The 23400-nt window shown below is 33.8% G+C and carries 16 protein-coding genes; 9 read left to right on the top strand and 7 right to left on the bottom strand.

Annotation, left to right across the window (positions count from 1 at the left end; all coding sequences use genetic code 11):
* Nucleotides 1-202 precede the first annotated feature (202 nt).
* Nucleotides 203-1384 (bottom strand): tyrosine-type recombinase/integrase, encoded by a 1182-nt coding sequence (locus IC221_RS27830; RefSeq protein ID WP_188172078.1) that lies wholly within the window; start codon nt 1382-1384, stop codon nt 203-205.
* A 175-nt stretch (nt 1385-1559) separates the two neighbouring features.
* Between IC221_RS27830 and IC221_RS27825 the strand changes: the two genes are divergently transcribed.
* Nucleotides 1560-1967, top strand: a complete 408-nt coding sequence (locus IC221_RS27825; protein ID WP_188172077.1) for a hypothetical protein — start codon at nt 1560-1562, stop codon at nt 1965-1967.
* 487 nt (nt 1968-2454) lie between these two features.
* Here IC221_RS27825 and IC221_RS27820 read toward each other — a convergent pair whose 3' ends face one another.
* On the bottom strand, nt 2455-4626 hold the full coding sequence (locus tag IC221_RS27820) for a SpoIIE family protein phosphatase (RefSeq protein ID WP_172665776.1): 2172 nt from the start codon (nt 4624-4626) through the stop codon (nt 2455-2457).
* Between the two features lie 148 nt (nt 4627-4774).
* Between IC221_RS27820 and IC221_RS27815 the strand changes: the two genes are divergently transcribed.
* From IC221_RS27815 to IC221_RS27800, 4 genes are all read left to right on the top strand, one after another.
* Complete coding sequence (locus IC221_RS27815; RefSeq protein ID WP_188172076.1) at nt 4775-5689, top strand: ROK family protein; 915 nt, start codon at nt 4775-4777, stop codon at nt 5687-5689.
* An 829-nt stretch (nt 5690-6518) separates the two neighbouring features.
* The gene (locus IC221_RS27810) at nt 6519-7076 is read left to right on the top strand and encodes a phosphoribosylglycinamide formyltransferase (RefSeq protein ID WP_188172075.1); all 558 of its coding nucleotides are present in this window, start codon (nt 6519-6521) and stop codon (nt 7074-7076) included.
* A 122-nt stretch (nt 7077-7198) separates the two neighbouring features.
* Nucleotides 7199-7930 (top strand): YebC/PmpR family DNA-binding transcriptional regulator, encoded by a 732-nt coding sequence (locus IC221_RS27805; RefSeq protein ID WP_188172074.1) that lies wholly within the window; start codon nt 7199-7201, stop codon nt 7928-7930.
* A gap of 200 nt (nt 7931-8130) precedes the next feature.
* Nucleotides 8131-8748, top strand: coding sequence for a hypothetical protein (locus IC221_RS27800; protein WP_188172073.1), 618 nt, complete (start codon nt 8131-8133; stop codon nt 8746-8748).
* 74 nt (nt 8749-8822) lie between these two features.
* On the opposite strand, the gene trxA is transcribed toward IC221_RS27800, so the two are convergent.
* Together trxA and IC221_RS27790 are read right to left on the bottom strand one after the other, a co-directional pair.
* Entirely contained in the window at nt 8823-9143 is a 321-nt protein-coding gene (gene trxA / locus IC221_RS27795; protein WP_044200460.1) for a thioredoxin, read from the bottom strand.
* Between the two features lie 165 nt (nt 9144-9308).
* Entirely contained in the window at nt 9309-9893 is a 585-nt protein-coding gene (locus tag IC221_RS27790; RefSeq protein WP_223241522.1) for a nitroreductase, read from the bottom strand.
* Nucleotides 9894-10066: 173 nt separating this feature from the next.
* Between IC221_RS27790 and IC221_RS27785 the strand changes: the two genes are divergently transcribed.
* Nucleotides 10067-11245, top strand: a complete 1179-nt coding sequence (locus IC221_RS27785; RefSeq protein ID WP_188172072.1) for a proline dehydrogenase family protein — start codon at nt 10067-10069, stop codon at nt 11243-11245.
* A 389-nt stretch (nt 11246-11634) separates the two neighbouring features.
* On the opposite strand, the gene IC221_RS27780 is transcribed toward IC221_RS27785, so the two are convergent.
* Nucleotides 11635-14163, bottom strand: coding sequence for an FtsX-like permease family protein (locus tag IC221_RS27780; RefSeq protein WP_188172071.1), 2529 nt, complete (start codon nt 14161-14163; stop codon nt 11635-11637).
* 113 nt (nt 14164-14276) lie between these two features.
* Between IC221_RS27780 and IC221_RS27775 the strand changes: the two genes are divergently transcribed.
* Entirely contained in the window at nt 14277-15680 is a 1404-nt protein-coding gene (locus IC221_RS27775; protein WP_188172070.1) for a voltage-gated chloride channel family protein, read from the top strand.
* Between the two features lie 233 nt (nt 15681-15913).
* Here IC221_RS27775 and IC221_RS27770 read toward each other — a convergent pair whose 3' ends face one another.
* Nucleotides 15914-18127: a caspase family protein gene (locus IC221_RS27770; RefSeq protein ID WP_188172069.1), complete on the bottom strand. Its 2214-nt coding sequence runs from the start codon at nt 18125-18127 to the stop codon at nt 15914-15916.
* A gap of 323 nt (nt 18128-18450) precedes the next feature.
* Here IC221_RS27770 and IC221_RS27765 point away from each other — a divergent pair, with 323 nt between their 5' ends.
* Complete coding sequence (locus tag IC221_RS27765) at nt 18451-20640, top strand: 7TM diverse intracellular signaling domain-containing protein (protein ID WP_188172068.1); 2190 nt, start codon at nt 18451-18453, stop codon at nt 20638-20640.
* 9 nt (nt 20641-20649) lie between these two features.
* Entirely contained in the window at nt 20650-22269 is a 1620-nt protein-coding gene (locus IC221_RS27760; RefSeq protein WP_188172067.1) for a S9 family peptidase, read from the top strand.
* Between the two features lie 34 nt (nt 22270-22303).
* On the opposite strand, the gene IC221_RS27755 is transcribed toward IC221_RS27760, so the two are convergent.
* Nucleotides 22304-23137: an MBL fold metallo-hydrolase gene (locus tag IC221_RS27755; protein ID WP_188172066.1), complete on the bottom strand. Its 834-nt coding sequence runs from the start codon at nt 23135-23137 to the stop codon at nt 22304-22306.
* Nucleotides 23138-23400: the final 263 nt, after the last annotated feature.

The raw sequence follows: 23400 nt of genomic DNA, 5'->3' as shown, positions 1-23400 counted from the left end.
AATCTCCTTATTTTCTCGAAAAGTTGAAGTCTTGCACATTGGCTCGACTATTCAACACTAACATTTGATAAACACCACTGTTCACTTTATTCCCAATAATGTGACATAGTGGCGTATATACAATAGTAAAATAGTTTACTCCTTTCAAGGTAGGAAAGAAATTCTAACAATCAAATGCAATACATTATTATTCTAATATATATTACAAATTATCAAGAGGGCTTTGTATTTCACGTACTACTTTGGTACTCACGTGAGTGTAAATCTGTGTTGTCATCGATGAATTGTGACCTAATAGTGATTGTATGTATCTTAAATCAACTCCATTTTCTAAAAGGTGTGTTGCAAAACTATGACGGAGAGTGTGGACTGTTACTCGTTTCTGAATCTTGGATTTTATGACAGCACGTTTAAGAATTTTGGAAACAGAAGTTCTACTATATTTCGTTCCTTCCTTTTCCCCTTCAAATAGATACTTTTTCGGACGATAAATCTTAAAATACTGCCTTAAGATCAATAAGTTCTTTTCAGAGAGAAGTGTATTTCTATCTTTATTTCCTTTTCCTTCTACTACCCTTATCAACATCCTCTTTGAATCGATATCCTTTATCTCCAAATTGATTAGCTCTCCTATTCTCAGGCCGGCAGAATAAATAGTCATCAATATTGCCTTGTGTTTAATATTTCTTGTATTCGTAAAAATTGATTTTACTTCTTCAGTGCTCAATACAACGGGTAAACGTTCTTTTTTCCTTGGACGCTGCACGTTATAATAACAATAATCCCTTTCCAGCACCCTTTCTAAGAAAAATTTCACTGCATTCAGTGCTTGATTTTGGTAAGAATCAGATCTTTTTTCAACGGAAACAATATGAAAAAGGTATTGTTCCAATAGTGTCTTTGATAATTGTCCATCTTCTATTGTTCTTATATCCTGATATCCTTTACGGTATAAATGATCGAGGTATTTTTGTAACATTGAAGTATAGATCTGAGCGGTATTTAAAGCATATCGATACAATTCAAGCTTTTTGACTAATGCTATCAAATGTATTGCTTTGTATTTGGGATAGAGTTTGGGAATTTTCTTATAGAATGACTCATAACTCAATTCTTCAGATTCAGTTAAAGCTTCTTTATTATTACTCTGAAAAACAGCCTTTGTATCTACCCATCCTATTCCTTTAAAAGTAGTAAAAACAGATTGAATACTTTTATAGCCATCGGGGATATAAACACACTCTAACTCTTTACTCCACTTTACATTCGGTAGTGTTTTCACCAATTTCTTCACCCCATCAGTCATCGGAAAAGTTAATTTTATAAACTTTTGATTCTGAATTTTGATAGGATTTAAGCGAATTGTAACATTTACTTTCGTCATTTCAACAGTCTTTGAGATTAATAGTATTGCCAAATTCACAAAAACTACCCTATTTATCCGAGTATTAAGCGATTATAATCGCTTATATTTGCTTATTTACTAAATTAGGAGTGAATTATACTTTAATGTATTTCTCTGAAAAACTCAAACTACATTGCTTAACAAACATAGATTCATGAAAGAAAAAAAATGCCTCTATTGCCAAAAACTTATTTTAATGGGAAGATCGGATAAGAAATTTTGTAACCCGACTTGCAGGCATGCTCACAACAACGAAATATTAAATCAACGATATTTCACAAAATCAATGCATGAAAAAATCATTCATAAGAATTACAAAATTCTAAGAAAACTATGTCCTCATGGAAAAGGTACAGTCAGAAGAACTACGGTAGAGGAACTGGGGTTTGATTTCAAATTTTTCACTTCCTTTTACAGAACTCAAAAGCATAAAACCTACTTCTTTTGTTTTGACCTTGGATATACCCCTATCATGGATAATGGACATGAAAAATTATTGATTGTCTCTTGGCAAAAATATATGGATAATTTTGATTTTGATCCCTGGAAAGGTATACGTTGATGTTTGTCGCTTTTTATTTCATAAATTACTATTAATACTCATTTCTGCATTATGTTGTAAACTATATTTTCATTAATTACAGCAATTCCTTTTGTGAAAGATAAATGGTAGTGCGTTGTGGTTCGAAAAGACGTTGCAATGCAACGACCCTACACAACTGCATTTTAGAAGATAATTACAAAACACTTTTCTTTTGATACTAAATTAGACAATCATTTAGTGGTACCTCCCTCGGCATTGAAGGGAAAAGCATTAAGAATTTCATGGAATGAGCCGTTAAAAATGATTTTCTTGTTTGAGCAAAGAGAGTTTAAAATCATTGAGGCGAGAGGAATGAAATTTAGCTTTTGACTTCTAAGTCTTGAATTTTTTGCTTCGTTTTTGTTTCAAGACAAAATGAAAAAGAAGGAAGATTGAAAGTAGACCCTATAAATGCTTCTGGAAAGGCCAATTAAAAGTTGACGATAATGAGCTTAAAAAAGGAGAATTAGAACTTAATGCCAACGATCAACATATCATCAACTTGTTCCCAATTTCCAATGCTTCTCCAATTATTGATTGTAATGCCTAATTCTCTTTTCTGTTCTTCTACAGTTTTCGAGGATACTTCCAATAAAGTTTCTCTAAACTTTTTCACTAGAAATTTTTTCGCATTTGGTCCTCCGAATTGGTCTTGATAACCATCAGTGGCCATATACAAACAATCTCCGGCTTGAATTTCCCAATGATGCTCTTCGTAAGAAAGGTTAAGCTCACCTCCGATTGATTTTCGGGTAGCCTTCAACTTGTGGATTTCGTTGTCACGTACCAAATAGATAGGGTTTTTAGCTCCAGCACAATACAATTGATTTCCATTAACGGCAATGATAGACATATCCATACCGTCATTGTTCATTGTTTTTTCTTGTTGAAGATTTCTAACTACAATATTGTTAAGTTCCTTGAGGATTTCTGAAGGAGAAAATATTCTTTTTCCTCTGACAATTTCATAAAGTGAACTTGCTCCCATCATAGACATCAGTGCACCTGGCACCCCATGACCGGTACAATCGATGCAAGCATAAATTTTCCAGTCATCTTGTTCTGTAAACCAATAGAAATCACCACTAACAATATCTTTGGGCTGATTGAAAATGAAATTATTAGGAAAGGCATGATCAATCACTTGTTGCGATGGTAATATAGAAGACTGTATCAGGAGTGCACTTTTGATACTGTTTGAAATTTTCTGATTTTGATAATTCAATTGCTTTCCTTGTGCCTCAGAGTGTTCTAATGTCTCTTTGAGAATATCATTTTTCTTTAATAATTCCTCATTCACATTTTCGATCTCAATATTGGCCATCTCAATCTTGTCCAATGCTGAAGTCAGCTTAAAGTTCAGCTTTTTGGTTTTCCTTTGATTGAGATAAATATAGTAGAGAAAAACTAATAATATCAGTACAATAATAATGGTGAAATAGATAAACTTTTGCTGAGCATCTAAACGATTGCTCGATTTTAGTTCAATTTCTCTCAATACATCATTTTCATCTTTCTGATCTTCCACTTCGTGAAAGGCTTGCATATCAGCGACTGCCTCACTTTTCTGAATATCAAACAAACTATCCGAAAGGATTATACTTTTCTCGTAAAAATATATAGCTTGATCTTTATTTAAACTCTTCAGTGTTTCGGCTAACTTCAATGAGACATCGTATTCAAAATCTAACAATTTGTTTGATTTCGTGATCTTGTATGCCCTTTCAAAGACCTCGTACGCTTTATTGAATTGCTTTCTTTTGAGATAATAATCTCCAATTGCCAAATAAGAATTTAATTTCGGTAATGGTAAATCTTTCTTATTTGCTTCTTTGACGGTGATCAAAAATATTTTCCTTGCCAAAGAATAATCTCCCTGACTCATTGCAAGCTGCCCTTTTAGAATTGAAAATAAAACATAGGATTCAAAGTCATTGTTTTTAGTAAACAACTTCAGGTCATTAATCCTTGTCAATACTTTTGACAGTTCATCATATTCTTTAAATACAAGGTGTATATCTGCAATGTTCAACAAAGCAGTGCCTTTTATTCTATCTAAATAAACGTTCGTCGAATCGATTTCCAGTTTTAATATATCTTCAAAAACCTCGAAAGCTTGAACATATTCTTTATGCTGCAAATAAATGTAACCAATGTTATTCAACGTATAGGCTAGGTCTACCTTATCTTCTCTTTGCTTATCAATCTCATAAGCAATTTTCAAGAGGTTAAGTGCGGTTGCTGTTTTTCCTTGAGCCGTATAAACGGTAGCGAGGTTGGTATGTCCTGATGAAATCAATTGAAGTTCATAAGCTTCCTCAGCAACATCGATGGCTTTTTCACAGTAATATTCAGCGGTATCAATTGCCCCTAAATATTCATAATAAGCACATAAATTGGAATAAAAATCAAAGATCCGATGATGATCATTTGAAACCTTTACACAGTCCGATTCTATGTCCAACCAAGCCTTGGCACTATCTAGTTTACCTAGAGTTAAAGATTCACTAATTTTTCCTGCTATATATTGTCCCTCATCAAAAGTGGAGTCATTACTTAAAAGTATACTATCATCTAGTTTAGCAAAAGAACATATATGAACGAATAAAAAAAATAGTAGTACTGCTACTTGTTTCAAAAATTTCTTCAAGAACATATTTTAAATAAGAGTATCAGCCAAAAATACAAAAACACATCAATAATTCTGTATAATCCACGAGGAAAAGTAAAAATGATTTATTAAAATTAACCTTAAAGAATTTTAACGTGATTAAAAGTAATTGATTATGAAGCAATTTTTGGGTGTAGACATCGGTGGTACAAACGTCAAATTTGGTGTAGTAGATTCCGATGGTAACATTATTAAGAAAAAAAAATACCCTACTGCGGAAGTTTCTGAAGGTGGTGACTTCTGTTGTAATTTCTCAAAATTACTCGCTAAAAGACTAAAAAAATACCCTGACATTGCTTCTGTAGGTATAGGCATACCTGGTACTATTTCAGCAGACGGAACATCAACACTTGACTTACCCAACGTACCTGCACTAGGCAATCAACCTTTGGTGAAAATCCTTAAAAAGGATTTCCCATCGCTTCCAATTGCAATGGACAACGATGCCAATGCAGCAGCTCTTGGCGAACTTCATTTTGGTTTGGAAAACATCCCTGACACTTATCTTTTCATCACACTCGGTACTGGTGTTGGTGGTGGTTGTGTAATCAACGGACAAGTGTTCAAAGGTGGTGATGGCAACGGCCTTGAAATTGGTCATGTTATGTCAAGTACAGGACATACCATTGAGCAAAACATCGGTAAAGCGGGCATCATCAATATGGCTCAGAATTATATAAAAGAAGGGAAACTTTCAACGACTTTATCTGGTGAGTTTGATGCCAAAATGGTCGCTACTGCTGCTCATGAAGGTGATGAACTTGCCTTACAAGTTTATCATGATATGGGTAAATATGTTGGAGAGCTAATTGTTTCCGTGGTCAGAGTGTTAGACATCAAAACAATTCTTATTGGTGGTGGTGTTTCTGAAACTTTTGATTATTTGAAAGGAAACATGAATGAAGTCATCAATGCCTTCTTACCTGAGTATTATACCAATGCTTTAGATATTCGTTTGGCTACACTAGGCAATAATGCGGGTATTTTAGGTGCTGCTTCACTAGGTATCAATGCAATTGAACTAGAATAATAATTGCAATAAGTACTATGTCAAAAATAAATTAGAATTGACTATAATTTATTTTTGACTTAGTACTTATTAAAAAACACCATTGATAAGAAGTTAATTTCAATACTTATTAATGGTGTTTTTTAATGGTTCATTTTGACATTGTAATGTAACATCATTACACATAACTATTATTCGGAATTCTATTAACAACACACTGTAAACTAAGTTTTCAAATATTTATGGTATTTAGAAATCAGGAGATTTCTAATGATCTGAAGGACACTAATGACGCTATCGCTTAACATTCGCGCCAGTGGTTTCAATAATTAATTTAATTCCTTTTTTGAAGGGTAAATGGTAGTGTATTGTGGTTTGCAAGGACGTTTTACTAAAACGTCCCTACATAACTGCATTTTAGAAGATTATTAAAAAATCTTTGTCTTTTGACATGTAATCAGACATCATGTAGTAGTATCTCCCTCGGCATTGAAGGGAAAAGCGTTAAGAATTTCATGGATTGAGCCGTTAAAAATGATTTTCTTGTTTGAGCAAAGCGAGTTTAAAATCATTGAGGCGAGTGAAATGGAATTTAGCTTTTGACTTCTAAGCCTAGATTTTTTGCTTCGTTTTTCATCAATGGAAAAATGAAGAAGAAGGAAGTTTGAAAGTAGATCTTATAAATGCTTGCAGAAATTTCAATTGAAGGTACACGACACGATAATTTACCCACAAAAAGGTGATTTACCCTTCCTCCTACTCCTCACACCATAAACAATCAAAAGATAGTACTCAATTTACTGTGTTTAATTGAATACCTGTTTATCTTTGCAGAAACTAAATTAGCACCATGAAGAAGATAGGTATTTTTGCATCAGGTACAGGATCGAATGCTTTCAAAATCATCAAACATTTTGAAGGAAATGATAACGTTGAGTTTGTTGTTCTTTCTAATAATAAAGATGCAGGCGTATTAGAAAAAGCGGCCTCACTGGGAATCCCTCATTATAGTTTCTTGAAAAAAGAATTTTCAAATGGAACTGTTTTAAATTTCTTGAAGGAAAACAATGTTGACCTTATTATCCTTGCAGGGTTCCTTTTATTAGTAAGTGAAGATATTATCAATCACTATCCTAATAAAGTCATCAATATCCACCCAGCACTATTACCAAAATATGGTGGAAAAGGGATGTATGGCATTAACGTTCATCGTGCAGTTGTAGAGAATAGAGAAAGTATTTCTGGTATTACCATTCATTATTGTAATCATGAATACGACGAAGGACAATTTATTTTACAAGCTACAACACAATTAGACCCTACAGATACTCCTGAGGAAGTGGCTGCTAAGGTGTTGAAGTTAGAGCATTTTTATTTTCCAAGAGTGATTGAAAACATCCTAGGATAGTAATAAAAGGTAAAGGCACTATTTTGTATCTCTATTGAAAGTTTTAAATTAGTGCTTTCAAAAAAATAACGATTTACTTTTTGGTACAGCATTATTCCAAATTGTAATAAAAAAATAAAATAATGGGAAGAGCATTCGAATTTAGAAAAGGAAGAAAATTAAAAAGATGGGCACATATGGCAAAGACCTTCACCCGTCTAGGTAAAGATATTGTAATTGCAATTAAAGAGGGTGGTTCTTCCGATCCTGATTCCAACTCAAGACTACGTGCGGTATTACAAAACTGTAAGGCTGAAAACATGCCGAAAGAGAATATCGAACGTGCCATCAAAAGAGCAACGGACAAGGATACTTCTAGTTATGATGAGAAACTATTTGAGGGTTATGCACCTCACGGTATTGCTGTTTTGGTAGAAACTGCCACTGACAACAATAATAGAACAGTAGCTAACGTTCGTAGTTACTTCAACAAATGTAATGGTAGTTTGGGTACTTCTGGCTCTGTTGAATTTATGTTTGAGCACAAATGTCACTTCAAAATCGCTAAAGGCGAGCTAGACGTTGAAGAACTTGAGTTAGAATTGATCGACTTCGGTGCTGAAGAGGTTTTCGTTGAAGAAGCAGAAAACGATGAGGATACTGAAAAAATCATGATCTATGGTGAGTTCAAAAGCTTTGGTTCATTGCAGAAAGCATTGGAAGACATGGGCGTTGAAATCATCAGTTCTGGTTTAGAAAGAATCCCAACAACAACCAAGAAGTTGACAGCTGAACAGGAAGAAGAAGTTGACAAGTTGATTGAAAAACTAGAAGAAGATGATGACGTACAACACGTTTATCATACAATGGAATAATATTGTTGTATAAATTAAAGAGGTAACGTCTATACTTACCTCTCACATTATACACACCTCAAAAGCCATCTTTTTATGAAAATAAAGGGATGGCTTTTCTCATATTCAGAATCTTATGGATTTTTCAAAGAGAAATACCACTTTTTATAGCACAGTTCTCTAAATTTCAATTGCTAAATATTAATAACCCATTTTTAGTTATGAAAATTTTAAATCTATTAATGTTGATCGGTTTTTCGATCTTTGTACTTTCTTGTAGTGATGATGAAACAACATCAGGGAAAGACGTCAACCCTATCTATTTCTCTTTCGGTGAATCTTTAACACTAAGTGATGAATTAGAAATTGAAAACATCCAGGTGTCATTTGATCATAGTACAAACAAGGTACGAATTGTCTCTCAGCTTACAACAGCAATTGATCAAGCAAGTGTTGATGTAGTTTTTGATGCAACACTTAACTTAACAGGATCATCAAAGACAGATGATTACAAGTACACTATCATGGCGGACTCAGGGGCCACGTACTCTCAGAGTCTACAGTTAGCTGCAGGTTGTCTGAATGTGAACCCAGATCCTGGTTTCGGTGTAGGTATTGTTCAGGAAGACTATGTGTATGAAAACTTTGTGCAATGGGACGATTCTGCTTCGAAGTATTATATCTCAACTGCAGAATTTATTGTGTTTATGCTAGGCTTAGTTGACCCTGAATTTTCAGTACCTCCGGGTGTAGATCCAGGTTTTGGTCAATTCCCTAAAATCTGGCAAGCAGATGGATCGATTAAAGGATGTAGTGAACTACCTACTCTATTCAATTAAGAAATCTGATGCAATGGAGCAAAAAAATAGCCTTAGTTTTAAAACTAAGGCTATTTTTTTGGATATAGTTAAAACTAGATTTGAGCAGTTACTTTTGCTTCTAGTTCTTTTTTCGCTACTGCACCAATGATTTTATCCACTGGCTCACCACCTTTGAATACTAACATTGTAGGAATAGAACGGATACCGAATTTAGCAGCTGATTGAGGGTTAGCATCAACGTCTAATTTACCGATTACTGCGTCTGTCAATTCTACTGCTAGCTCGTCGATTACTGGAGCCATCATTAAACAAGGTCCACACCAAGTTGCCCAAAAATCAACTAAAACTGGTTTATCTGAATTTAATACAACTTCTTCGAAGTTAGCATCTGTGATTTCTACTGCTTTTCCCATTATAATATTATTTTATGTATGAACAAATTATCATATTTTCAATTACGTATATATAAAACGACGCTTACGTAATTTGGTTGCACAAATGTAGTAAAAATAAGGGCATAGTTACAAAGATTAAATCTATACCATTATAGTTTTTATTTATACAGAAATGTAAGTAGTTTATCTTACCCAAGTTACCTTTTCCTTGATCTCTTTTCTCTTACCTATTTTATTTTCTCGAGGTATCTTACCCATGTAGAATAAACCTAAAAACTCATCTTCTTCTCCCAAACCAAAAAACTCTTTCGATTCTTTGAATTTGACCATCCCTCCTGTACTCCAATAACCACCGTAGCCTAAAGCTGTCACCGTCAATGCCATGTTCTGTACTGCACAAGCTACTGCTTCAATTTCTTCCACTTTAGGAATTTTGGGATTACTTCCTCTCTTCATGATAATGGCGATCACGTGAGAAGACTGTAAAGGCAACTTGACTAGTTTTTCATAACGTGCCTGATCAAACTCTTCTTCTGAAGTATTGTCTTTATATATATTCCCTTGAGCCTCAGACAAAGCCTGAAGTCCTTCTTTTTCAAAGACAAAGAAACGCCAAGGTTCAGTTAAACCATGATTAGGGGCCCAATTTGCATTTTCTAAGATTAAATCAATGTGTTCATTAGGTATTTCTCCCTCAATATATTCATGAGGATAAAATGATCTTCTGTCTTTAATTAGACTTGAAATGAGTTCTACTTTATTCATCATTAAGTTTTATTGTCAATTATTAGCTTAAAATTGAACATAATATTATAAATATATTTAAACGATATATAAAAAAACTCTAACATTATTCTATTTTTGTTGTTACAATACACATACTATGGTTTGAAAAAAAACCGACTACTTCTTGCATCGAAATAATATTTAAACTTAAAAAAATGATAGACACAACTACCGTAAATTTTGAAGATACAAAAACGGCTTTTGAGTGGAGAAATGACAATGAATTAAAGCAAACGTATGCTTTATTTGCAATGATGCACTCCCCTGGTTTAGTGAAAGTTGGTACAACAATGTTGAACCTTGCTTTCAAATTAAGTTTACCGATTAAAGGAATAGTAAAGAAAACCTTATTTAAACAGTTTTGTGGTGGGGAGACCATCGAAGACAGTAATGACACTATTGCTACATTAGGTAAATATAATATTGGGTCTATCTTGGATTACTCTGTAGAAGGTGCTCAAAATGATAAAAGTTTTGATACCACTGAAGCTGAAATTATCGAGACCATCAAAAAGGCAAACCAAGATAATAATGTTCCTTTTTCTGTTTTTAAATTAACAGGTATTGCTGCTGTAAGTCTTTTAGAAAAAGTACACGCAGGAGAAGTGTTATCAGCAGAAGAAGAAACACAATGGTCTAAAGTAGTTAAAAGGGTTGAAAACCTTTGCAAAACAGCTTATGAACATGATGTACGTATTTTCATTGATGCTGAAGAAACTTGGATGCAAGGTCCAGTTGATCAATTGGCCTACGACATGATGGTGAAATACAATAAGCAAAAAGCAATTGTATACAACACTTACCAAATGTACCTGCATAGCAAATTAGGACAATTAAAGTCTGATTTAGCAAAGGCGCAACAAGAAGGTTTTATTCTTGGTGTTAAGTTGGTGAGAGGTGCGTACATGGAAAAAGAGGGAGAAAGAGCAAAGAAAATGAACTACCCTACTCCTATCCAACATACAAAGGAAGCTACTGATAGAGATTTTGATAAAGCACTTGAATTTATCATGGAAAATCACAAAGATTTTGCTCTATGTGCTGGTTCTCATAACGAGAAAAGTAATCAACTGTTAGTAGATCTAATGAGTAAATATAATGTAAGTGATAACGATCCGAATTTCTTCTTTGCACAGTTATTTGGAATGAGTGATCACATTTCATTCAACCTTTCTAATGCAGGTTTTAATGTTGCGAAATATTTGCCTTACGGTCCTGTAAAAGAAGCGTTACCTTATTTATTCAGAAGAGCGGAAGAAAATACTTCTGTAGCTGGACAAGCTGGTAGAGAATTAACTTTAGTTTCAAACGAGATAAAAAGAAGAAACCAATAGTAACTTACTTAATTTGGAGGGTTGGACAGTTAACGTTGACTTTTAAAGTTTGATAACTTTGACTTTCAAATAGAGTACACATTGGATTCATCTTTACATAAATTAAACTCTTAATGGGCTTATTAGGCCGATTAAGAGTTTTTTTTACATTTTTAAACACCTCAATGTTAATATTTTAATAAATAATTATATATATTGCTGATGATTATTAGATTAACGCATACAACTACTTACAACATGAAAGCAAAATTACTATTTTTTTTCGTCGGCTTATTTTTTTTAGTCTGTGCACATCATATAATGTCTGCCAACAATTCTGAAAACAAACAAAGTGAAGCCAATGTTAAAGTAATTTCTTTGGATCACAGTACTACTGTTCAAGAATAAGTTTATTCTTCTTTCAAGACTTCTACTGAAGGCACTTTTGAAAGTGATCGCATAAACAAAACTCCTATCAAGATCGTCATTAGAATAACAATTCCACCCAATATTATGCTTTCTTTGAATGCAATATAAAAGGGTAAATCAAAGACAAAATACGCTAAGCACCAGGATCCAATCCATCCTAATATAATTCCTGTAAGGGTTGATATACTTCCAATAGAGAAATATTCAATCAAGGAGATACGTATTAGGTGTTTTTTCTTTGCACCTATCGCTCGCAGTACACCTGCTTCTTTCTTTCTTTGGTATTTTCCGATAGACATAAAACTCCACAACACCAACAAGCCTGTAAATATACATAGGCCTCCCAACCAACGGAATACAAATGATACCCTGCCTAGTATTTCATTGATTGAATTAAATATCAACCCTAAATCAATGGCCGATACGTTGGGGAATTGAGCTATTACCCTATTCTGTATTTGAGCGATTTTTGCCTTTTCTTTGATATTGAGTGCAAATACATAGATACTCGGTGCAGCTTCAAGAACGCCTGCAGGAAACAAGACTACAAAATTTGCTTCCATTCTAGCAAAATCTACTTTCCTGACATGTGCGATTTTTGTTTTCAACTCAAAACCTTGTACATTAAATACTAAGATATCTTCAAATTGAAGCCCCGAAGATTCCATAAAACTTTCTGACACTGAAATAGGTACCACTTCATTGATACTAGACTTCCCTACAAACTCCCCTTTTACAGTAACCTCATTTGGTTTTAAGTGATCACGATAAGTCACTCTATATTCTCTGTCAAAAATCCATCTCTTGATATTTTTTGTAGAATCTTTTAATGCCACTTTCTTTGTTTCTCCATTAAGATATTCCAATGACATGGTCACTACCGGAGCTTCTTGTTCTACAGCTAGTTTTTCGCTATTAATCATATCTAATAGCTTTGCCTTTTGCGATTTCTGAACATCGTATAAGATAAGGTTTGCACTTCCATCATTTCCTACATCACTTACTTTATCCATTAATATTCCTCTGATGGAAAGCATACAGATTATCAGAAAAACACCTAAACCTATGGTAGTTCCTAATAAAAGCGTCTGATTATTGGGTCTAAACAATTGAGAAATTCCATATTTTAAGCTAAACGACAATTGGTTTAAATCTCTCTTTTTCAACACTGTAATTAGAGAAAAACAAATTCCACCCAAAATCAAAAGTACTACTAAGATGGCAAATAGAAATAGAAATGATTTAGTCAAGTCTTCTAATAACCAATAAGAGAAAAATAAGACAAATCCACTTATTGTAATAAATAATAGGAATGTCAATTTTTTATTATGGACTGTATTTCCTTCCAAAAGAAAAGACCTTAACACATAAATAGGTGAAACATTTAAGATTTGTAATAACGGATACCACCCAAATAAAATAGAAATGATGACACTCAATAATATCCCTATGGCAATAGCTTTGAAAGAAATGGAATTACTCAATTCTACCATTAATAAATCTCCAAATAATGCAGGAAAACTAAATTGTGCGACAACACCAATTACTGATCCTATCACCCCTCCAATCAACCCTAAAAAGAGAATCTGAAGTAGGTAGATCATAAAGGTTTCCATAGCAGTGGCACCCAAGCAGCGCAATATCGCAATGGATTTCAGCTTACTTTTGACATAAATAAAAATGCCACTTGAAACCCCAATACAACCTAAGAGTAAGGAAACAAAAGATATTAATTTGAGAAAAGCATCAATATCGTTAAAGAAACGACCAATCCTTGCCGTATTATTTTCGGAAGTAACCGCTCTCACACTTTCTTCCTCCAATAAGGCATCTTGTTGATTAATCAGATTTTGAATATTTGTTGTATCATTATAGGCTAAAAAATAACGGTAATTGACCCTACTTCCTTTTTGTATCAAGCCCGTGGAATCCAAATATTTAAATGGGAAGTAAACGATAGGAACAGCGGCCGCCATAATGGCACTTTGTCCTACCCCTTTTTTTATAGTTCCTGCGATTTCAAATGTTGTCTGTCCAAAACGTAAAGAATCTCCAATAGACAAGTTCATCTGATACAACACAGCACTATCTACCAAAGCAATTTGTTCTTCTTTTTCCCATCTTTGCCATGCCGATTGAGGTGAAAGTTCAATACTACCATAAAATGGATATCCTAATTCCAAAGCTCTGAGGTCCACCATTCGTGAAGCTTGACGTTTGGGAGAAAAAGCCATGGAAGCAAAGTTGTATTGTTTAGCCAATTCACTTTTTTCTTTCTCGAAAATAGTAAGAAGATCATCCGATATAAGATGATTTGCTCTTAGTTCTAGGTCGGCACCCAACATTTCTTTTGCCTGACTGTCAATATCTTTGACCACATTTTCAGAAAAATTGATCATGGCGACAAGTGTGCCTATTCCAATGATGATTGAAATGATAAAGGGGCCTATTTTATAAATGCTATTGAGTAAATCTCTTCGAGCATTGTTGATTACAAATTGAATTCTCACTTTTATTTGCTTAATGAATCCTTTAAAAAGATAAATATTCCAATTATACCACATAAATTGTGACCATAGAATAATATGACAGTTTAATTTAAATAAAATTTAGTTAAAAATTTATGGCATCTTTTCTTGGTTACACCCATGAAGACCTTCCTGATTGGGTAAAGAAAGTAGAGCAATTTCCAGTGGTTTTGTATATACTCAAGTGGGCATTAATCGGTACACTAGTCGGTGGTTTAACCGGTATTGGTTCAGCTCTTTTTTTATGGGGGTTACATTGGGCTACTGAATGGAGAGAACTTCATAAATGGATCATTTTTGCACTTCCCGTTGGTGGTTTCTTAATTGGAGCTTGTTATTATTACTTAGGGCAAGATGTTGTAAAAGGAAACAACCAATTATTGGATGAAATCACTAAACCAAATAGAATCATCCCATTGAAAATGGCTCCTCTTGTCACAATTGCTACAATTGCCACTCACCTCTTTGGTGGTTCTGCCGGACGAGAGGGAACTGCTGTACAAATGGGTGGAGCGATTGCGGATCAGTTTACCAAAATATTCAAATTGGATAAATATGATCGTAAAATCTTGATTATTTCAGGTATTGCAGCTGGTTTTTCTTCTGTTTTCGGAACTCCACTTGCTGGGGCTATTTTCGGTTTAGAAGTTTATATTATTGGTAGAATGAGATATGAAGCAATCTTCCCTTCTTTCTTCACTGCTATTATCGCTAATTATGCGACTCATACTTTTGGTCATCATTTAGGAATTACACATACCGAATATCATATTCCAATTGTTCCTGAGATGACATTGCAAAATCTATCCTTATGTGTTGTGGCTGGTATTGCTTTTGGTTTGACAGGGATGTTATTCTCTAAAGCTTGTCATTATTGGGGTGGATTATTTAAATCGAAAATCTCATATGCACCTTTACGTCCTGTGATTGGAGGTGTTGTATTAGCCTTAGGGATTGTAGTTGTTAACTATAATCACGGTTTCGACTACAGTAATTATGATTTAAAATACTTTGGATTGGGTGTACCTACCATTGTTGCTGCATTTGATACTCAAATGCATTGGTATGATTTCTTGATGAAGACGTTAACGACCTCATTTACTTTAGGTGCTGGATTTAAAGGTGGTGAAGTGACCCCCCTATTTTATATTGGTTCAACTTTAGGTTCTTTCTTATCCAATCACATTTCCTTACCTGTTGCTTTGTTAGCAGGAATGGGGTTTGTAGGTGTATTTAGTGGAGCAACCAACACACCAATGGCTTGTACGATGATGGGTATTGAGTTATTTGGTGCTCCTTCTGCTGTCTTTATTGCAGTAGCTTGTATTACGGCCTATATGTTCTCTGGGCATACAAGTATTTACTCTTCACAAATTGTAGGTTCTCCTAAAAATCAAGTGAAAGAAAATGAAAAAGGAAATACGTTATCTGAAATTGAAGTGATACGAGAAGCAGAGAAAAAACATTTAAAGAATAGAGAAAAAGGAGAAAAAAAATAGTTTGTATTCTTCCTTCATAAGTACTAAGACAAAAATAAATCATAGTTAATTCTTATTTATTTTTTGTGAGTACAACGCTAAAAAACGTATTAATAGTGGTTCTATTGAAAGTTTTTTGAAGGAAGTAATCGCAAAACAATAAATGGAATTAGTGGTATATAATTTTGTCTTGGTACTTAACATACAAAAACACCTCATCAAGCAATAGATGAGGTGTTTTATTTTATAGTAACTTATTGAGCATTGGTTCCGAAAAAAGTATGTCTTTCCAAATACCAATTACTTTGTTTTGAACTTCTTTCCTCTTCTTCATCAATCAACTCGTCAAGTGAAAGTTCCCCACTTCCACGCTCTCGGACACCATCTTGATTAAAAATAGAAGTATCTGTGATTGCGGTCACTGTACTCAACATCAATATATTATCAGTAGTGTAAGGAGGTGACACACTTAAAAGATCAGGGTGACCAATTAGTATTTCATTTTTATAATCACCACTAGCATCTTTCATAATCTGCTCAGTATTATTTTCCACTGAAGAGTTTGTCGCTGGAAATAACAGTTTCATTGAACCATCACTTGTAAGTAGGAAAATATAAAGATAGCGGTCTTCCATATTCCAGCTTTTATAAAGGTTTTCATCTTTATAGAGTGCTAAACCATATTCCTCTCCTTCCAATAAAGCTCCATTTTTAACAAGGTCACCGTTTGAGTTTTTCTTTAATGCAAACTTAAATGGAAAATTTGCATTATTAGGAGGTACTTCCATCGTCAACCACCCTTTTAACTCTCCCAATCTTTCAGCATAATTCGCTAAAGCAAATGTTCTATGCGGTGCTACCCAATCCGTAAATGAGGGTAAAGGATTTTGTTCCTCATCCTTTTGGGCTCCATATCTCACCCATGAATACTCTAATTCGCTTTTTTCATTAAACCTACCAATCAAACGATAATCAAATTTTTCAGAAGGCTTAATTGGTTCTATCTTTGGCTGTCCTGAGAGACTTCCATTCAACTCTTGAAATACAGCAGTGGTTGGAGGAACTTCTAAGTAAATTTTATTATTAGGAGCTTCCATTTTTGAAATTACCTTTTCTAGTTTTTCAAAAGTAGGAACAGAATGTCCAAAAGATACTGACTCTGATGAGGAATAAAAACCTTTCCATTTGTCATCCACTTTTCGAACTACCAAGCCGACATGCTCTTCATAAGGAGCATATTCCATTACACCTTTGTCTATTAATAACCTGCTTAATTCTTTTAATGAGTTGACTTCAATATCTGAGATTCCTATCTGACCAAAATCTATTTTTAAACGATTCTTGTTGTAAGGTGCCCATTTTGTAACTTTCACCAAATCTCCTTCTTCCAATGCTTTGCTTCCTTGAATCACTTTTCCGTAGCAGCCATTCACACCAAACAAAGCCGTCACTTCAATAACAACTTCTTTTTTAATATGTGTCAGTTGCGTACCAGGTACAATCCCTACTGCACTACCGCCGTCTAATGTAATTTTGTATTTATTTTCAGCATCTACAATACCCACTTGTACACCAATTGACGGATCTGCCACTCCTCCAAACAAGGGCTGTTTCATTCTTTCCTCTTGTCCTTCCACTACTGGATCTTGTCTTGGAACAGCATTATAAAGAATAATAGAATTTACTCTTTTGAAGATATCCTCTGCTGATTCATTCACCGAGCTCATTTGCATAGCCTTCATCAACGCATAGGTAAAAACGCCATGCGATTGTCCTCTATTGTCTTTGTATTCTTTGGCTAACTGATAATCTTGAGCTGCTGATACAACCAAAGCTCCTCGTTCGGCTGCTGACTTTTGTTTTTTGTAAGTTTGGTCAATATCTATATCACTTACTGGTACATAACGCGATTGCAAACTGTTAAGATCAATAGCACCACGAGTACCTGATCCACTAAAGCAATTATCAAAAATGACCGTTAATTCAGCCTGTTTATCTAATATTCTATTTAGAAGTTCATTGATTTCAACATCCAATAAAAATTCATTTGTTCTCAATACATCAGAAGGAACAATGGCCTCGTGTTTTTTATCTAATTCATAAAATTTTGAATTTCGAATTTGAGCTCCATGTCCTGCATAGTAAATGCAAACTTGATCACCTTTACTCGCAGACTTGACCAATTGATTAAAAGCCTTTACAATTGATTTTTTAGTAGTCGATTTTGGAGAAACGAGCAATGTCATATCTTTTGTACTAAAACCATATTTTGATTTTAGTAGATTGTACATCACCGTAGCATCATTTACAGCTCCATCAAGGTCTTGCCATTCGGCATATCGTTCTTTATCTGAGTCATAATAATGATCTATCCCAATCAATAATGCTTTTTTTCCAGAAGAGTAAGAAATCTGACAGATTGTGAACAAACAAAAAAACAAAAAATAATTTTTTAGTTTCATTCTCATTTTTTTTTCTCTTTATTGTATAATATATAGTTGAATATTAAAATTTGTAACTTAAAAATGCTATTTTGTATAATAACCACTCAAAAATAATTTTCTAATATTTTTCGTTTTCGATTACTTCAATGCATAGTACCCAAAAAATAAATACCCATTAAAATATTCAAACCCAATTGAGGATTATTCCTTACTCTATTAGAATCAATTGATTAAATGGCAATAAATACTCAAGAACAAAAGGTTACTTTCATCCATGTACTTAATAGGAGAATATTAGAAAACAATATAGCACCTTTTTTCAATACGAACACTACATTAGCTTTTATATGCGAGTTTTATACATATTACTTTTTCTACTTTCTGCTACTATAAACCCGACTTATGCTCAAAATACTACACCCGCTGTCAATTTAGATGAATTAGTAGAAGAACTGAAAATAGATCACAAAATCCATTATTTTCTTGATAACCATGACACTGATTTTAACCTATTAAAATCTACACCAGAAGATTATTTTATCAAATCAGATGATGACCTTAATTTCGGTTTTCTTGAAAAGACTTTATGGCTAAAAATACCCATCGAACATGATGTTGAGCACAATAAGAACTGGTATTTTGAAATTGCCAATCCTAATATTGATTATTTAAAAGTCTACTTAGCAGAAGAAGGACAAAAAAACTATATCTCATGGGAATTGGGTGATATTTTCCCGTTCAATGCAAGAGTGATTAATCATAGAAATTTTGTTGTACCATTTGAATTAAAAAAAGATACCCAATACAATGTTTACCTAAAGGTCTACTCGAGTAATGGAATACATTTACCCATGAAAATCTACAGTTCAGATGCTTTTCTTGAATACAGTTTATTTTCTGAGATGCTATACGGTCTCTACTTTGGGATAATTTTAATTATGGTTTTATATAATTTAATGATCTTTTTCTCACTAAAAGACATTAATTATTTACTGTATGTGTTGCCAATTGTAAGTAATGTCATTTACTTCTCAAGCTATAGTGGTCATAATTATCAATACCTTCACCAATGGAGTCCAGGTTTACAAAAGTTTGTAGCTCCTATTGCCATTAGCTTATGGATTATCACATCCTCCATTTTTACGCTCTCCTTTTTGAAAGTGAGAAACTATTCTAAATATGTTTACGGAGCCTTGATAGGTATGATCACTTTGGGTGGTCTGTTATTTTTGTTCTCGTTTTTAGGAAATTATCAAACCGTAATGGAACTTTCTAATAAAGCCACTTCTATTAACGCTTTAGTCTTAATCTCCTCTGGAATTTATATCTATAGAAAAGGAAATAAATTTGCTCGTTATTTCATATTAGCATGGGCCTTTTTTACCCTCGGAATTTTAACTCACACGCTCACGACTGAAGGAATTACCCCTTCCAATATTATCACTAGAAATGCATTGGCTTTTGGCACAATCATGGAAATCATGCTTCTTTCATTAGCCCTAAGTGATAAATATAAATTTATTCAAGAAGATACAGAGCGTATTCAAGATTCATTAATTCAACAGCAAGAACAAGATAGGAGGACTTTAGAAAGAAGGGTAAAAGAACGTACCAGACAGTTGGATAAAGTTTCTCAAGAAACAGATCGTTATACTCGAAAAATTGAAGAAGCATATGGAGAAATTCAATCTATGAATGCTTCACTTGAAAAACAAAATGAAGAAATTGAAAGCCAAAAAAGGGAGCTTTCGAAAAAAAATGAAAAAATTACGGCTAGTATAAATTACGCTCAGCGTATTCAGAAAGCTATACTACCTTCCACTCAAGCAATACAGCATTCCTTTCCAGAATCTTTTATTTTATTCAAACCAAAAGATATTGTTTCAGGCGATTTTTACTGGCATTATGATACTCCTACACATGCTTTTATAGCTGCTATTGACTGCACCGGACATGGTGTGCCAGGTGCTTTTATGTCTATGATTGGCGAACGTTTATTAAAGCAGATTGTAGTTACCGATAAGACGACAGACCCGGGCATTATTCTAGATCATTTAAATTATTATATCAAAGTAGAATTGCATAAACAGGTAGAAGGAAAAGGAGCTTTGAAAGATGGGATGGATTTATGCATGTGTGTGTATGATAAAAAAAATTCTCTTCTTACATTTGCAGGGGCAAAAAACCCACTTTACTATATTGAGAAAGATAATTTCGGGCATATAAAAGGTGATAAGTTTAGTATTGGCTCGGCAGATACTGATACTTTTGAATACACCACACATGAAGTGAAAATTACTTCACCAACGGACTTTTATATTGCCACTGATGGTTATCAAGATCAATTTGGTGGTCCTATCAACAGAAAAATTGGAGGTAAGAAGTTTAGGGATTTACTAGAAATGATTCATAAACTTCCAATGCAGAAACAAAGTATGGCTTTGGAACAATTTTTAGAACGATGGATGACCGGTGAAGGTAAAACAGAACTTCAAATAGATGATATACTAATTATTGGTTTTCATCTTAAACCATAAACTTCAACAATGCTAAAATTTTTACTTCCTCTAATTTTATTGACCTCACTATTCAATACAGCCTTTGGTCAGTGGAAAAACGAAAACCTTAAAGGAAAATGGATTGGAACAGCAGATTTTGATCTGTACCCCGATTTGATGTTTGTTGATATTGATTCAGCCATCAAGGTCAAACTTTTCTATCATCAAGAGGAAACGGATAAAGTAAATGATTATGTTGAAACCTCTGATTCTTTAAAATTTATTATTGACACTCCATCCATGGCTGCTTCATACAGAGGTGAAATTTTAAATGATTCTACAATCATGGGAAAGTTTCAAGTGGGCTACAAAGAATTTGATTGTAACCTCATCCGTCTCTCTCCGATTCATATCGCAGATTTAGGTAACCTTTTGGGGTATTTTAGCTTTGAAGATGGTCGAATTATACAAATTGAACCTTTTTACATTGATGGGTCTATTAATCCATTAAGAGTATTGGACTTTAAAAATGGTAAACAAAGAGTACTTTACCCTACCTATAAAGATGAGCATCAAATCACTTTTGCTGCTGGTCCTAAAATGGCCTCATCATTCCCTACTGATTTCACCATTACACTTTATAAAAACGAAAATGGAGAAGCTGAACGTCTTCAATATGACTCCTACACTGAAGGCACTTCACTAAAAGAAGGTAAAAGGCTTCAAGAACTTAGTGATTTTAAAGATATAACAGTCAAAAATGACAATGTAGATATTGAAGGCACACTGACTTACCCAAATGTAGAAGATAAAAGTGTACCTCTTGTGATCTACGTCCCTGGTGCTGGTGAACAATTCAGAGGAAATATTTTTGATGAATATGTAAAAACACTTCCTTATTATGGCATTGCAACTTTTGTCTATGATAAAAGAGGATGCGGAGTTTCTACTGGCGATCGTAAAAGTGCCGATTTTAATGACCTCGCTTCAGACTTAAAGAAAGTAATCCATAAGCTTAAGAAAGCGAAACGAATTGATGAAAAAAGAATCGGTTTAGTTGGTTTTGATCAAGCAGGATACGTAATGCCTTTGGCCATTGAAAACGAGAGCGACATCAAATTTATTGTTAATATTTCTGGTGCAATGTCAAAGTTTGTGGATCAAGAAAGACAGGCATTAGAGAAGCGATTAAGGGCTGATGAATTTACTGAAGAGGATATCAAGATTACGTTGGACTACCAAGATGAATTGATCAAATACCTTGCTTCTGGAGAACAAACAGAGGCGTTAACAAAGGCGCACAATCAAATTTTAATCACGCCAATGATCGAATATGTAACTACTCTAGATGAAACAGAGTACATAGAATGGTGGAAAAAATATTATAAGTTTGATGCAAAACCTGCGTGGGAAAAAGTAAAAGTACCTGTTTTGACTTTATATGGAGCAAAAGACAATTTGCTTGATCCAGTTATGAATCAAAACAGAGTACAAACATTTAAAAATAAATCCAACTTCGACACACGAATTCTCCCTAATGTCAATCACTTACTTATCAAAGGAGGAAAACGTGGAGATGTCCAATTAACAGAGATAGAAGGTTATCATCCTTTTCTGTTTAAAACTATCAATGAATGGATTGGAACCCAAGTTGGTTTGATCAAATAGATAGCATGAAATCACTTCTTTTAGTCATCAAGCTTTAGAAGTGATTTTCTTTTTCTGACTCAATATCCCGAATACTTGAACGTATTAGATTCATTTTTGACAACATCCCACCTGACAGAAACTTTACAAGCCAATTTTCCTTTAGTTCAAGTGCCTTAAAAATTTCATTCTCATTCAAACCTTTCTGATATAATTCAGAAACAGAAGAGTATGCAGATTCTAGGAAATTTAGTTTATCTCGAAGCTTTGCTTTCGGGTTGTTTAACTGTGGATTATGATTGCAAAACATTACCTTAAAATCATACTCTAATATTTTTTTAATCGATGTTATTTGTTGTGCGATACTTTCACTATTCAAAAAATAACCGATATACGAATTAATATAAAGATCTGCTGAAAACAACCATTTTTTCTCTGGTTCATATAAAGCGACCATATCAGAAGCATGTCCTGGAATAGGAATAATCTCAAAGCTATGCTCTTTTGTTGTAATGTGATCGTCTAAGGGAATCAAATCCTGATAAATTTCTCGATCTCCCCAAGTTATTTTTTGAGCAAAACTCAATGAAGGCGGGTTATGCATAAACTCAGCACACTTTTCAGAACTGTAAATGGGACATTGAAATTTTTCTTTGAGAGGTAGAATATTCCCTGTATGATCTTCATGATGATGCGTTATAAATATCTGTTCAATAGGCAAATCATTTAGACTTTTGAGCAGCACTTTTCTGACTTTACTTTGACCAGTATCAATCAAAAGGCCATCAATAAAATAGACATAAGCAGAGAGTTTTGGTTTTCCGAAGGGATGATATCCAAAACGGTAGCCCCTAACATTTTCATAGTTTTGTTCTTCTTTGGTAATCATTTTAGGTGTTATTTATTGATCTCAAGTGCATTGTAAACTAAATTATCGTCAACTTTCAATCGACCGTCCTAGAAACATTCATAGACTCTACTTTCAAGCTTCTTTCTTCTTCATTTTTGACTTAACACAAAAACGAAGCAAAAAAGTCAAGGCTTTGAACGCAAAAGCTAAATTCCATTCCTTTCGCCTAAATGATTTTAAACTCGCTAAAGCTCAAACAAAAAAATCATTTTTAACGGCTCAATACATGAAATTCTTAACGC

This window comes from Flammeovirga sp. EKP202 (genome assembly GCF_014534745.1).
Taxonomy (GTDB): Bacteria; Bacteroidota; Bacteroidia; order Cytophagales; family Flammeovirgaceae; genus Flammeovirga.
This window is presented reverse-complemented; position numbering and strand designations above follow the sequence as displayed.